This is a genomic window from Roseateles saccharophilus, assembly GCF_004342485.1.
In the GTDB taxonomy this organism is placed as follows: domain Bacteria; phylum Pseudomonadota; class Gammaproteobacteria; order Burkholderiales; family Burkholderiaceae_C; genus Pelomonas; species Pelomonas saccharophila.
Map to the genome: position 1 here is coordinate 13,064 of NZ_SMBU01000008.1, position 13,191 is coordinate 26,254.

Below are 13,191 nucleotides of genomic sequence, written 5' to 3' on the forward strand. Positions count from 1 at the left end.
GGTCGTAGAGAGCCCGCGCGATCCGGTCGATGAAGGGGAAGCGCGCCAGCAGGATGCTGTGCAGGCTCTTCAGGCGCAGGCCCAGCCCCTACCGCTCGATCTCGACTTGGGTCAGGACATGTTCGGAGGAACTCATTGAGTGGGCAACGGCGGCGGGCCGCGGCATGTCATGCCCGTGCGGGGGCTGCATGCGCAGTTTCAGCTCGATACACGGGCAGTGCGGCATTTTTCCCCACCCCCGGCGTGTCGACCGGGGCGCCTCTTGACTGCGGTCAAGAAAGCGCGCCGGCCGCGCCCCTGGCCGGGGTGATCATCACCTGGTCCACCCGGTGGCTGTCGACGTCGACGACCTCGAAGCGCCAGCCTTCCCATTCGACGACATCGGTGCGCCGCGGGATGCGGCGCAGCATCACCATCAGGAAGCCGGCCAGCGTGTCGTAGGTGCCGGCATGCGGCCAGCCCTCGATGCCCAGCGCCCTCTCCACATCGGGGATGGGCGTGATGCCGTCGGCCAGGAAGGAGCCGTCCTCGCGGCGCACGATCTGCTCCTCGTCGTGCGGCGCCACCAGCGCACCCATCACCGTGCTCATCACGTCGTTGAGCGTGACGACGCCGACGACGCGGCTGTATTCGTTGACGACGACGGCGAAGTCCTCGTGGGCCTCGCGGAACTGGGTCAGCATCTCCGACAGCGTCAGGCGGTCCGGCACGATGAGCACCTTCTTGACGAGGCCGGCGGCCTCGTCGCGCAGGGCCAGGGGCTCCTCGCGCAGCACGCGCTGGAACAGGTCGGTCGCGTCCACATAGCCCACGACCTGGTCGACGTCGCCGTCGCAGACCAGGTAGGTGGAATGCGGCGCATCGGCGATGCGGTTGCGGATCAGCACGTCGTCGTCGTCGCGCGAGAAGAAGACGATGCGCTCGCGGGCCGTCATCACCGTCTCGACGGTGCGCGTGTCCAGCTCGAAGATGTTCTCGATGACCTGCTGCTCCTCGTCGGCGACGACGCCGGCCTGGTAGCCCGCCTCGGTCAGCGCCAGGATGTCGCGGTAGCTGATGGTCTCGTCGCGCTTGGCCGGCAGGCCCAGCACGCGGATCAGGCCCTCGGTGATGCTGCTGAAGAACCAGGCCAGCGGCCGCAGTAGCCGGCACAGCAGCAGCATGGGACCGACCAGGGTCATGGCCACGCGCTCGGGCTCGTTCATCGACAGGCGCTTGGGCACCAGGTCGGCCATCACAATGAAGAGGGCCGTGATGCTGGCGAAGGAGGCCGCGAAGCCCAGCGTGGCCGCCGGCTCGGGCGCGAAGGCCAGGCGCAGGGCCGCCTCGAAATGCGGCGTGAACGCGCCCTCGCCGACAATGCCGGCCAGGATGGCGACCGTGTTGACGCCGATCTGCACGACGGTGAAATAGTCGCCCGGGCGCTCCTGCACGGCCAGCACACGAGCGGCGCGGGCGTCGCCGGCATCGGCACGCTGCTGCAGGTTGAGCCGGCGCGACGCCGCCAGCGACAGCTCGGCCATCGAGAAGAACGCGCTGCCGAGGATCAGCAGGCCGATCAGCAGCAGCGACGGGGTCATCAGGAAAACAGCCTGCGTGCGGCCGGCGAACCCGCGGCCAGGTCGCGCCCAGCCAGCGCCTCGTAGAGCTTCTTCAGCTCCACGTCGATGGAGGCGAAGGCGTGCAGGCCCAGCACCTGGCCGCGGTCATCGCAGACCTCGGCCTCTAGGTCGCGGGCCAGCGCGCGGGCAGCCTCCTGCCAGGCGGCGAAGGGCTCGGCCTCGGCCGGCGTCTGCGGCACGTCCAGGGCCAGCGTCAGCTCGCGCAGGGACAGGGCCTCGGGGTCCTCGGCCAGCGCGGCCTGGGCGTCGAACTGCAGGGTCAACACCGGCGGCGCGCCCTCCTCGCCGGACGGCAGCACGAGGCGCCCCGGCAGCGCGCCGGCGACGAAACCGTGGCGGCCGGCGGACTGCTGAACGAAGCCCGGCGTCCAGGCGGCAGCCTTGGCGCGCAGCAGCAGCGCGAGCTGGGCATCGTGGCTGGCGGCGAACTGGTCCAGCTCACGGGCGCGGGCGACGACATCCAGCATGTCGGGAAACTGCACGAAGCCGCCGATGCCATCGGCAAAGGCCTGGATCTTCTGCACGAACTCGGAGTACTCGATCTCGTTGAGCGCCCCGCTGCGGCTGGCCATCTTCAACCCGGCCTGGAACTCGCCGTAGCGCTGGCCCGGCGCGGGCAGTTCCCAGTCACCGCTCGCGGCGTTCAGGCCTTCGATCTGCAGGGGCTTGGTGCCGGCGCGGCGGCTGCCGGGCTGGTGCTGCAGGGCCAGCTCACCGGAGACGGGCTGCTCGACGGTGATGGTGGCGATGGCGTCGATCAGCGCATCGATGCGCGCCGAGGGGCGGCGCAGCGGCCGGGCGATGGCAGGCAGGCCCACGTCGAGCGGCTCGGCCTCGGCCACTGCCTCGTCCGGGCCGGGCGGCAACTCGAAATGCGGCTCCTCCATCGGCGGCGGCGCCGCCCGCCGCGGGCCGGCCTTGCGCGCCGCCCAGGCGCCGTGGGCGACGACGCCGGCCAGTACCAGGCCGCCGGCCATTGCGAGAAGTTGAGTCAGGGTCACGCTCATTTACTTATCCATTTTGCATTCGGCCGAGCGCCGGACCGCTCCCAAGCCGCCCCTCGGGGGACCGCCCAAGGCAGTCCCTGGACGAAGGGCTCACATCTCGGCCATGGCCAGGGCCTTGTCCATGTCGACCGCGACGATGCGGGACACGCCCTGCTCCTGCATCGTCACGCCGATCAGCTGTTCCGCCATTTCCATCGCGATCTTGTTGTGCGAGATGAAGAGGAATTGCGTCACGCGGCTCATCTGCGACACCAGCTTGGCATAGCGCTCGGTGTTGGCGTCGTCCAGCGGCGCGTCCACCTCGTCCAGCAGGCAGAAGGGCGCGGGGTTGAGCTGGAAGATCGCGAACACGAGCGCGATGGCGGTGAGCGCCTTCTCGCCCCCCGACAGCAGGTGGATGGTGCTGTTCTTCTTGCCCGGCGGCTGGGCCATCACCTGCACGCCGGCATCGAGGATCTCGTCGCCCGTCATCACGAGCTTGGCCTGGCCGCCACCGAACAGCTCCGGGAACATGCGGCCGAAATGCTCGTTGACCTGGTTGAAGGTCGAGCCCAGCAGGTCACGCGTCTCCAGGTCGATCTTGTGGATCGCGTCTTCCAGTGTCTTGATGGCCGCATTCAGGTCGGCGCACTGCGAGTCGAGGAAGGTCTTGCGCTCGCGGGCGGCAGTCAGCTCGTCCAGGGCCGCGAGGTTGACGGCGCCCAGGGCGGCGATCTCCCGGTTGATGCGGTCGATCTCGCCCTGCAGGCCGTAGAGCTTGACGCCACCTTCTTCGACGGACTTGGCCAGCGCTTCGAGGTCGATGGCCGTCGCTTCGAGCTGCTCGCGGTACTGCGCACCGCCGAGCTGGGCGGCCTGTTCTTCCAGCTGCAGCTTGGTGATGGCCTCGCGCAGCGGGTCCAGGCTGCGCTCGAAGGTCAGGCGCTGCTCGTCGGCCTTGCGCAGGCGCAAGCTGAGGTCGTCATAGTTGGCGCGCACGGCGGAAAGCGCCTGTTCGCGCTCGACCTTCAGCGCCAGCGCGTCCTGCAGGCCGGCCTGGGCCGCGGCGTCGTTGAAGCCGTCCAGCTCGGTCTGCAGGCTGGTGGCGGAACTCGCAACGGTGGCGATCTGGGCCTGGGCCGTCTCGATGCCGCGCTGCAGTTCGCCGCGGCGGGCGGCCAGCGTCTGCGTGGCAAAGCGGGCTTCCTGCGCACGGCGCTCCAGCGTGCGCAGCTGCTCGCGGGCGTCGGCCAGCCTGCGTTCGGCGGCGATGACACCGTCGTCCAGCTCGGCATGGCGCTGCTGGGCATCGCCGAGCTGGATGTCCAGTTCCTCGAAGCGCGCCTCGCCGACCGCACGGCGCTCCTGCAGCGCCTCCTGCTGGGCGGCGATCTCGGCCAGCTCGGCGTCCAGCGCGCTGCGGCGCTGCTGGCTGGCCTCGGCTTGGCTGCTCAGGCGCAGCAGTTCGACATGGATCTGGTGGGCGCGGATCTGGGCCTCGCTGGCCTCGCGGCGCAATGCCGTCAGCCGCCCGTTCGCGTCGTTGAACTGATGCTCGACGCGGCTCAGGCCGAGGCGGGCCTCGTCGGCGATCAGGTTCTGGGCGCGCAGGGCCGTCGTCAGCTGCTCGATCTCCTGGGCGCGGGCCAGCAGGCCGGCCTGCTCGGAATCGGGAGCATAGAAGGTCACGGAGAACTGGCCCACCGCATGGCCGGCCGGCGTCAGGATCAGCTCGCCGTGCGTGAGCCTGCCGCGCGCGGCGAGTGCGGCATCGAGGTCGGGCGCCGTGTAGACGCCTTCCAGCCAGTCGTTGAGCAGCGCGACGAGGCCGGCATCGTCCAGCTTCAGCAGCGCGCTCAGCTTGGGCAGGGTCTCGTGGGTGTTCGCGATCGCAGCGGCCGGCGTCGAATAGAAGGCCAGGCGCGCCGGCGGCGCGTCGGCCTCGAAGGCGCGCACCGTGTCCAGCCGGCCCACGCTGAGCGCGCCCATGCGCTCGCGCAGCGCGGCTTCGAGCGCGTTCTCCCAACCTTGGCTGATGTGCAGGCGCGTCCACAGGCCCTGCAGGCCATCCAGGCCATGTCTGGCCAGCCAGGGCTTGAGCTTGCCTTCGGTCTGCACCTTTTCCTGCAAGGCCTTCAGCGCCTCCAGCCGCGCCGTCAGCTCGGACTGCTTGGCCAACTGGGCGTTGGCATCCTGCTGCGCGTTGCGGCGCTGCTCTTCGAAACGCGGCAGTTGCTCGGCCAGCTCGTGCAGGCGGGCGTCCGACAGGTCGCGCGCCTCGTCGGCCTCGGCGCTGCGGGCCTTCAGCGCTTCGAGCGCCTCGTGGTCGGGGGCGCCCAGCGCGCGTGACTCGGCCGTCAGCCGGTCCTCACGTTGGCGCAACGCCCTAGCCTGCTCGTCCACGCTGCGGCTCTCGGCGGCCAGCACCTGGATCTGCTGCTGCACCTGGGCGACCAGGCCGCGCTGCTCGTTGGCGCGGACCTGGGCGCTGCGCAGCGCCTCCTCGCTGTTCGGCAACTGGGCCTGTTGTTCCTCGGCCTGGGCGGCGAGGATCTCGCTCTGCTCGTCGGCGCCGGCGATCTGCTCGGCAATCCCTTCCAGCTCGGCCTCGGACTGCGTGACCCGTTCACGCCACTGGCTGTCCTGGGCATGCAGCTCGGCCAGCCGCTGCTGGGCCCGGTTGCGGCTCTCGACGACGAAGCGGATGCGTTCCTCCAGCCGGCTCACTTCCAGCTGGGCTTCGGCATAGCGGCCCTGCGAGGCATGCAACTCGTCGCCAGCGGCGTAGTGCTGCTGGCGCACCTCCTCGAGCGTGGCCTCTACGGCGCGCAGCTCGGCAGTGCGCGACTCCAGCGCGTTGACTGCTTCGGCATGCGCCAGCTTCACGCGCGTGGCCTCGTTGCCGGCGTCGCGCGCCTTCAGCCACCACAGCTGGTGCAGCTTCAACGTGCCGGCGTCCTGCAGGCTGCGATAGCTGGCCGCCACCTCGGCCTGGCGCTCCAGCTTTTCGAGATTGCTGTTGAGCTCGCGCAGGATGTCGTCGACGCGTGTCAGGTTCTCGCGCGTGTCCTTGAGCCGGTTCTCGGTCTCGCGGCGGCGCTCCTTGTACTTGGACACGCCGGCCGCTTCCTCCAGGAAGAGGCGCAGTTCCTCGGGCTTGCTCTCGATGATGCGCGAGATGGTGCCCTGGCCGATGATGGCGTAGGCGCGCGGCCCCAGGCCCGTGCCGAGGAAGACGTCCTGCACGTCGCGGCGGCGCACCGGCTGGTTGTTGATGAAGTAGCTGCTCGTGCCGTCGCGCGTCAGCACGCGCTTCACGGCGATCTCGGTGAACTGGTTCCAGGGCCCGCCGGCACGCGCCGATTGGTTGTCGAACACCAGCTCCACGCTGGAGCGCCCGGCCGGCTTGCGGTTGCCGCTGCCATTGAAGATGACGTCCTGCATGGACTCGCCACGCAGCTCGCTGGCCTTGCTCTCGCCCAGCACCCAGCGCACGGCATCCATGATGTTGGACTTGCCGCAACCATTGGGGCCGACGACACCCACCAGCTGCCCGGGCAGCTGGAAGGTGGTGGGTTCGGCAAAGGATTTGAAGCCGGCCAGCTTGATCGAGTTCAGCCGCATGTAGCTTGGACGTAAGCCCTTGATTTGGCTAAAGAAAAGCGCCTTCAACGGGCGCTTTGACGGGGCCGGATGATACCATTCGCACCCTCTCAGAAAGACCCAACGCCTAGACCGCCATGGCCACCAAGAAGTCCGCCACCGCCCCCGCCAAAAAGAGCAAGCCCAAGATGCGCGAGGTGCCGCCGAACCCGCCGAGCAAGCCCAGCAAGGACATCCTGGTCTTCCCGAACCCGAACCCGGAGCGCGACTACGTCATCCAGTTCCAGGTGCCCGAGTTCACCTGCCACTGCCCGCTGACCGGCCAGCCCGACTTCGCCCACTTCACGATCGACATGATCGCGGACGAGCTCTGCGTGGAGCTCAAGAGCCTGAAGATGTACTTCTGGAGCTACCGCAACGAGGGCGCCTTCCACGAGAAGGTCACGAACAAGATCCTGGACGACATCGTCAAGGTCACCGACCCGCGCTTCATCCGCATCACGGCCAAGTGGTATGTGCGCGGCGGCATCTACACCAATGTCGTCGCCGAACACCGCAAGCCGGGCTGGCTGCCCGCGCCGCGCGTGGAACTGCCGGCCCACGGCTTTGAGAGCGGGATGCTGGGCGCATGAATCCCTTGCTTGACCGGCTGCAGCCCTACCCCTTCGAGCGCCTGCGGGCGCTGACCGCCGGTATCACGCCCAACCCGGCGCTGGCTCCGATCTCGCTGGGCATCGGCGAACCCCGCCATGCCGCGCCGGCGCTGATCGAAGAGGCCATCAAGGGTGCGATGAAGGGCCTCTCCGGCTACCCGGCCACCGCCGGCACGCCGGCGTTGCGCGAGGCCATCACGGGCTGGATCGCGCGCCGCTACGGGTTGAGCCTGGACCCGGCGACGCAGATCCTGCCCGTCAACGGCTCGCGCGAGGCGCTGTTCGCGATCGCGCAGACGGTGGTCGATGCCAGTCGCGCGGGCGCCACGGTGGTCTGCCCCAACCCCTTCTACCAAATCTACGAAGGCGCCGCGCTGCTGGCCGGTGCCGACGTCGCCTTCGCCAACTCCGACCCGGCGCGCAATTTCGCGGTGGACTGGCGCCAGATCGATGAGGCGACCTGGGCGCGCACCCAGCTGATCTACGTCTGCTCGCCGGGCAACCCGAGCGGCGCGGTCATGCCGCTATCAGAATGGCAGGCCCTGTTCGAGCTGAGCGATCGCCACGGCTTCGTCATCGCGTCGGACGAGTGCTATTCGGAGATCTACTTCCGTGATGAAGCCCCGCTCGGCGGCCTGGAGGCTGCGGCCCGGCTGGGCCGCAGCGACTTCAAGAATCTGATCGCGTTCACATCGCTGTCCAAGCGCTCCAATGTGCCCGGCCTGCGCTCGGGTTTCGTCGCCGGCGACGCGGCGCTGCTGAAAAAGTTTCTGCTCTACCGCACCTACCATGGCAGCGCGATGAGCCCCCTCGTGCAGGCCGCCAGCCTCGCCGCCTGGGGCGACGAGGCCCATGTCGTCGAGAACCGTGCCCGCTACCGCCGCAAGTTCGCCGAGGTCACGCCGCTGCTGGCTTCAGCGCTGGACCTGGCCCTGCCCGACGCCGGCTTCTACCTTTGGGCCGGCGTACCGGGCGGCGACGACGTCGCCTTCGCTAAAGGCTTGCTCGCTCAATACAATCTCGCCGTCCTGCCGGGCAGCCTGCTGGCCCGGAGCGCCCACGGCGTCAACCCGGGTGCCGGGCGCATCCGGCTGGCCCTGGTAGCCGAAGAGGCCGAATGCCTCGAAGCCGCCCGCCGCATCGTCTCCTTCACGAAATCTCTCGCATGAACATCGTTGAACTGCAAAGCCTGATCGACCTCGCCTGGGACAACCGCGCCTCCCTGGACCCGACCAATGCGCCCGAGCTGCGCCAGGCTGTCGAGCATGTCATCGCCGAGCTGGATGCCGGCCGCCTGCGCGTGGCCAGCCGCGAGGGCGTGGGCCAGTGGACCGTGCACCAGTGGATCAAGAAGGCTGTGCTGCTGTCGTTCCGGCTGAACGACAACCGCGTGATGGGCGACAAGGACCTGACCTTCTTCGACAAGGTGCCGACCAAGTTCGCTGGTCTTAGCGAAGCCGAGCTGCGCGCCAGCGGCGTGCGCGTCGTGCCGCCGGCCGTCGCGCGCCGCGGCAGCTTCCAGGCCAAGAACGTCGTGCTGATGCCCAGCTACGTGAACATCGGCGCCTATGTGGACGAAGGCGCCATGGTCGACACCTGGGCCACCGTCGGCTCCTGCGCACAGATCGGCAAGAACGTGCACCTGAGCGGCGGCGTCGGCATCGGTGGCGTGCTGGAGCCACTGCAGGCCAACCCGACCATCATCGAGGACAACTGCTTCATCGGCGCCCGCTCCGAGGTCGTCGAGGGCGTCATCGTCGAGGAGAACTCGGTCATCTCGATGGGCGTCTACATCGGCCAGAGCACACCGATCTACGACCGCGCGACGGACACCGTCAGCTATGGCCGCATCCCGGCCGGCTCCGTCGTCATCTCGGGCTCGCTGCCCAAGGACGGCGGCCGCTACAGCCTGTATGCCGCCATCATCGTGAAGCGGGTGGACGCGCAAACACGCTCGAAGACGAGCATCAACGAACTGCTGCGCGCCTGATCATGGCGAGCAGCGGCAACATGGAGCGCATCCTGCGGCTGATGGCCGACAAGGGTGCTTCGGACTGCTATCTATCGGCCAATATGCCGGTGCTGATCCGCATCAACGGGCAGACTGTGCAGCTCTCCGACCAGCTCCTGACGCCGCCGCAGCCGCGCCAGCTGATCGCCGAGGTCATCGACCCGGCGTCGCTGGCCGAGCTGGACAACAGCGGTGAGCTGAACCTGGCGGTGGGCGTGTCCGGCGTCGGCAGCTTCCGGCTGTCGGGCTTTCGCCAGCGCGGCTCGATTGCCGGCGTGTTCCGCCACATCCCGCACGACATCCCGACGCTGGAGAGCCTGCAGCTCCCGCCCATCCTTGGCCAGATGGTCAAGGAAAAGCGCGGCCTCATCCTGATGGTGGGCGCCACCGGCACCGGCAAGAGCACGACGCTGGCGTCCATGCTGGAGCTGCGCAACCAGACCATGACCGGGCACATCCTCACCATCGAGGACCCGATCGAATACCTGTTCAGCAACAAGCGCTCGGTGGTCAACCAGCGCGAGATCGGCCGCGACACCGCCTCGCTGCAGATCGCGCTGAAGAACGCGCTGCGCCAGGCGCCGGACTGCATCCTGATCGGCGAGATCCGCGATCGCGACACGATGACGGCCGCCATCAGCTATGCGCTGTCGGGCCACCTCGTGCTGGCCACGCTGCACGGCAACAACACCTACCACGCGCTGAACCGCATCCTGTCCTTCTACACGCCGGAGTCCCGCCCGGCGCTGCTGAACGACCTGGCGGCCGGCCTCAAGGCCATCGTGTCGCAGCGCCTGGTGCGCGCGACGGCCGGCGGGCGCGTGCCGGTCATCGAGATCCTGATGAACACCAAGCTGACCGCCGAGCTTATCGAGCAGGGCGACTTCGCCGGTGTGAAGGAGGCGATGGAGAAATCCATCGCCGAGGGCTCGCAGACCTACGAAGAGCATTTCGCCAAGCTCATCACCGACGGCACCATCACCCGCGAGGAAGGCCTGGCCTTCGCCGACTCGCCGACCAACCTGCTGTGGCGCCTGCAGAACGAGGCCCCCGGCGCGCGCCTGACCAACGCGCCGCGCAAGGAAGAAAAGGCCGGCGACGAAGCCAGCTTCACCGAAATCACGCTCGACGTGCGCAACCCTTGAAACTGATCGCCTGCATCGAATCCCAAGCCGCCCGCCTTGCCCAGGCGGGTTTGTTTTTTGGCCATGGCACGACCAACGCCTTCGACGAGGCCATGTGGCTGGCGCTGTGGCGCCTGGGCCTGCCGCTGGATGCGCTGGACGAGCACGAGGACCGCGAGCTGACCCCGGCCGAGGAGGCCGCCATCGCGGCCCTGATGGACGAGCGCATCGCCACGCGCAAGCCCGCCGCCTACCTGGCCGGCGAGGCCTGGCTGCAGGGCGTGCCGTTCACGATCGACGAGCGCGCCATCGTGCCGCGCAGCTTCATCGCCGAGCTGATTGCCGATGCCAGCATCGACCCCTGGCTGAACCCGGCGAGCCGCCGCGTACTGGACCTGTGCACCGGCAACGGCAGCCTGGCCGTGCTGGCCGCGATGGCCTGGCCGGATGTCGAGGTCGACGCGCTGGACATCGACGTCAACGCGCTGGCGGTGGCCAAGCTGAATGTCGAACGCCACAACCTGGCGCTGCGCGTGCAGCTGCTGCAGGGCGACGGGTTGGCGGGTTGCAACCCGCCCTACGACCTGATCCTCTGCAACCCGCCCTACGTGAACAGCGCCAGCATGGCAGCCCTGCCCGCCGAATACCGCGCCGAGCCCGAACTGGCCCTGGCGGGCGGCAGCGACGGCATGGACTTCATCCGCGAGCTGCTGCGCGCCGCACCCGCTGCGCTGGCCGACGACGGCGTGCTGGTGCTGGAGATCGGCAACGAGCGCGAGCATTTCGAGGCGGCCTTCCCGACGCTGGAAGTCGTCTGGATGGAAACCTCCTCAGGCGCTGATCAAGTCCTCCTCGTCACGAAGGAGGCCCTGCTGTGATCACGATCCGCGACATCACGCTGCGCCGCGGCGTCAAGGTGGTGCTGGACGGCGCGTCTGCGACGCTTCAGCCCGGCGAGAAGATCGGCCTCGTCGGCCGCAACGGCGCCGGCAAGTCCAGCCTGTTCGCGCTGCTGACGAACCGCCTGTCCAACGACCGCGGTGAGGTCGAGGTGCCCAGGCACTGGCGCCGCTCCGAGGTGGCCCAGAACATGCCCGAGACCGACGACGGCGCGACCGACTTCGTGCTGCAGGGTGACCTGCCGCTGGTGGCGGCCCGCATCGCGCTGGCCGAGGCCGAAGCCGCCGAGGACGGCCATGCGATGGCCGACGCCCATGCCGCGCTGGCCGACGCCGGCGCCTTCGACGCGCGCTCGCGCGCCCAGGCGCTGCTGATGGGCCTGGGCTTCAAGACCGAGCAGCTCGACGCCCCCGTCAACAGCTTCTCCGGCGGCTGGCGCATGCGCCTGCAGCTGGCCCGCGCGCTGATGTGCCCGGCCGAGCTGATGCTGCTGGACGAGCCCACCAACCACCTGGACCTGGACGCCCTGGTCTGGCTGGAAGCCTGGCTGCAGCGCTACGACGGCACGCTGATCATCATCAGCCACGACCGCGAGTTCCTCGACGCGATCACCAAGGTCACGCTGCATCTGGACGAGGGCAAGCTGGTGCGCTACGGCGGCAACTACACCAGCTTCGAGAGCCAGCGCGCCGAGCGCATGGTGCTGCAGCAGGCGTCCTACGAGCGCCAGCAGGAGAAGGTCGCCCATCTGCAGAAATTCATCGACCGCTTCAAGGCCAAGGCCAGCAAGGCCAAGCAGGCGCAGAGCCGCGTGAAGGCGCTGGAGCGCATGGAGAAGCTGGCGCCGGTGCTGGCCTCGGCGGACTTCAACTTCGAGTTCCGCGAGCCGCTGAATCTGCCCAACCCGATGCTGATGTTCGACGATCTGTCGGCCGGCTATCGAACGGACGAGGGCGACAGGATCATCGTGCGCGGCGTGGACCGTTCCGTGCTCGCCGGCCAGCGCATCGGCATCCTGGGCGCCAACGGCCAGGGCAAGTCCACGCTGGTCAAGACCATCGCCCGCGCCCAGGCGCCGATGGGCGGCAAGCTGACCGAAGGCAAGGGGCTGTCCATCGGCTACTTCGCCCAGCAGGAGCTGGACGTGCTGCGCCTGGACGAAGGCCCGCTGGAGCACATGGTGCGCCTGGCCCGCGAGGTCGGCCCGCCCGGCCGGGAGCAGGAGCTGCGCGACTTTCTGGGCCAGTTCCGCTTCACCGGCGACATGGTCAACCAGCAGGTCGGCAGCCTGTCCGGCGGCGAGAAGGCGCGCCTGGTGCTGGCCATGCTGGTCTGGCAGCGCCCCAACCTGCTGCTGCTGGACGAGCCGACCAACCACCTGGACCTGAACACCCGCGAAGCGCTGTCGCTGGCGCTGAACGAGTTCGAGGGCACGGTCATGCTGGTCAGCCACGACCGCGCACTGCTGCGCGAGGTCTGCGACGAGTTCTGGCTGGTCGCGGACGGCGCCGTCAAGCCCTTCGACGGCGACCTGGACGACTACCAGCGCTGGCTGCTCGACCAGAGCAAGGAAGCCGCCCGTGCTGCCAAGAAACAGCCTGCCGCGGCGCCTGTGCCGGTGGCGGTGTCAGCGCCCGCCCCCGCACCGCGCGAGGACCGCAAGGCCTCCGGCCAGGCCCGCGCCAAGCTCGCCGAGCAGACCCGCCCGCTGCGCAAAGAGATGGAGGCCATCGACAAGCGCCTGCACACCCTGGCCGCCGAGCGCGGCGAGATCGAGGCCCAGCTCGCCGAAGGCGCCGCTGCCTCGGCCATCGCCGAGATGGGCCGACGGCTGAAGGCCATCGCCGACCAACTCGAAGCCGACGAGATGCGCTGGCTGGAGCTGGGCGAGCAGATCGAAGCACTATCCGCCTAGACGGCCAGTACGGCCGCCAGCGCCACGGCGCCCGGCAGCGCTTGCACGAACAGGATCTTGCGGGACGCCGTGGCCGCGCCGAACAGGCCGGCCACGACGACGCAGCCCAGAAAGAACACCAGCCAGGGCTTGCCAGCGCCCGCGGCGCCCAGCGCCAGCCCGTAGCCGAGACCGGCGACCAGGAAGCCGTTGTAGAGGCCCTGGTTGGCCGCGAGCGCCTTGCTCTGCTCGGCGAAGTCGGCCTTCAGCCCGAAGGCCTTGCGGCCCAGCGGCTTGGTCCAGAAGAACATCTCCAGCACCAAGAAGTACAGGTGCAGCAGCGCCACCAGCGCCGCCAGCGCGATTGCGACCATCTCCATCGTCTTTCTCCTCATTCC

10 protein-coding genes are annotated in these 13,191 nt (G+C 68.9%); 6 read left to right on the plus strand and 4 right to left on the minus strand.

What is annotated here, in order from left to right:
• Window positions 1-272 precede the first annotated feature (272 nt).
• The 3 genes from paeA to smc form a co-directional block, all read right to left on the minus strand.
• Complete coding sequence (gene paeA, locus EV671_RS08685; protein WP_132570918.1) at window positions 273-1,580, minus strand: polyamine export protein PaeA; 1,308 nt, start codon at window positions 1,578-1,580, stop codon at window positions 273-275.
• Window positions 1,580-2,629, minus strand: coding sequence for a cell division protein ZipA C-terminal FtsZ-binding domain-containing protein (locus EV671_RS08690; protein ID WP_132570919.1), 1,050 nt, complete (start codon window positions 2,627-2,629; stop codon window positions 1,580-1,582). Before EV671_RS08690 ends, paeA begins: the two co-directional genes overlap by 1 nt.
• 90 nt (window positions 2,630-2,719) lie before the next feature.
• Window positions 2,720-6,232, minus strand: a complete 3,513-nt coding sequence (gene smc, locus EV671_RS08695; protein ID WP_132570920.1) for a chromosome segregation protein SMC — start codon at window positions 6,230-6,232, stop codon at window positions 2,720-2,722.
• 167 nt (window positions 6,233-6,399) lie between these two features.
• Between smc and queF the strand changes: the two genes are divergently transcribed.
• From queF to EV671_RS08725, 6 genes are read left to right on the plus strand one after another with little or no spacing between them, the layout of a single operon-like run.
• Complete coding sequence (gene queF / locus EV671_RS08700; RefSeq protein ID WP_132571067.1) at window positions 6,400-6,843, plus strand: preQ(1) synthase; 444 nt, start codon at window positions 6,400-6,402, stop codon at window positions 6,841-6,843.
• Window positions 6,840-8,033: a succinyldiaminopimelate transaminase gene (dapC, locus tag EV671_RS08705; protein ID WP_132570921.1), complete on the plus strand. Its 1,194-nt coding sequence runs from the start codon at window positions 6,840-6,842 to the stop codon at window positions 8,031-8,033. Before queF ends, dapC begins: the two co-directional genes overlap by 4 nt.
• Window positions 8,030-8,854, plus strand: a complete 825-nt coding sequence (dapD, locus tag EV671_RS08710; RefSeq protein WP_132570922.1) for a 2,3,4,5-tetrahydropyridine-2,6-dicarboxylate N-succinyltransferase — start codon at window positions 8,030-8,032, stop codon at window positions 8,852-8,854. The genes dapC and dapD overlap by 4 nt, the downstream gene beginning before the upstream one ends.
• Window positions 8,855-8,856: 2 nt before the next feature.
• Complete coding sequence (locus EV671_RS08715) at window positions 8,857-10,020, plus strand: PilT/PilU family type 4a pilus ATPase (protein ID WP_243655656.1); 1,164 nt, start codon at window positions 8,857-8,859, stop codon at window positions 10,018-10,020.
• The gene (prmB, locus tag EV671_RS08720; protein ID WP_132570923.1) at window positions 10,017-10,877 is read left to right on the plus strand and encodes a 50S ribosomal protein L3 N(5)-glutamine methyltransferase; all 861 of its coding nucleotides are present in this window, start codon (window positions 10,017-10,019) and stop codon (window positions 10,875-10,877) included. Before EV671_RS08715 ends, prmB begins: the two co-directional genes overlap by 4 nt.
• Window positions 10,874-12,814 (plus strand): ATP-binding cassette domain-containing protein, encoded by a 1,941-nt coding sequence (locus EV671_RS08725; RefSeq protein WP_132570924.1) that lies wholly within the window; start codon window positions 10,874-10,876, stop codon window positions 12,812-12,814. The genes prmB and EV671_RS08725 overlap by 4 nt, the downstream gene beginning before the upstream one ends.
• On the opposite strand, the gene EV671_RS08730 is transcribed toward EV671_RS08725, so the two are convergent.
• Window positions 12,811-13,173: a DUF1304 domain-containing protein gene (locus EV671_RS08730; protein WP_207911123.1), complete on the minus strand. Its 363-nt coding sequence runs from the start codon at window positions 13,171-13,173 to the stop codon at window positions 12,811-12,813. The two genes, EV671_RS08725 and EV671_RS08730, sit on opposite strands and share 4 nt — an antisense overlap.
• Window positions 13,174-13,191: the final 18 nt, after the last annotated feature.

What these genes read in the sequence shown, in the direction of transcription:
- paeA (WP_132570918.1), bottom strand. Translation starts at nt 1,580, where the DNA reads ATGACCCCGTCGCTGCTGCTGATCGGCCTGCTGATCCTCGGCAGCGCG.
- EV671_RS08690 (WP_132570919.1), bottom strand. Translation starts at nt 2,629, where the DNA reads ATGAGCGTGACCCTGACTCAACTTCTCGCAATGGCCGGCGGCCTGGTA.
- smc (WP_132570920.1), bottom strand. Translation starts at nt 6,232, where the DNA reads ATGCGGCTGAACTCGATCAAGCTGGCCGGCTTCAAATCCTTTGCCGAA.
- queF (WP_132571067.1), top strand. Translation starts at nt 6,400, where the DNA reads ATGCGCGAGGTGCCGCCGAACCCGCCGAGCAAGCCCAGCAAGGACATC.
- dapC (WP_132570921.1), top strand. Translation starts at nt 6,840, where the DNA reads ATGAATCCCTTGCTTGACCGGCTGCAGCCCTACCCCTTCGAGCGCCTG.
- dapD (WP_132570922.1), top strand. Translation starts at nt 8,030, where the DNA reads ATGAACATCGTTGAACTGCAAAGCCTGATCGACCTCGCCTGGGACAAC.
- EV671_RS08715 (WP_243655656.1), top strand. Translation starts at nt 8,857, where the DNA reads ATGGCGAGCAGCGGCAACATGGAGCGCATCCTGCGGCTGATGGCCGAC.
- EV671_RS08730 (WP_207911123.1), bottom strand. Translation starts at nt 13,173, where the DNA reads ATGGAGATGGTCGCAATCGCGCTGGCGGCGCTGGTGGCGCTGCTGCAC.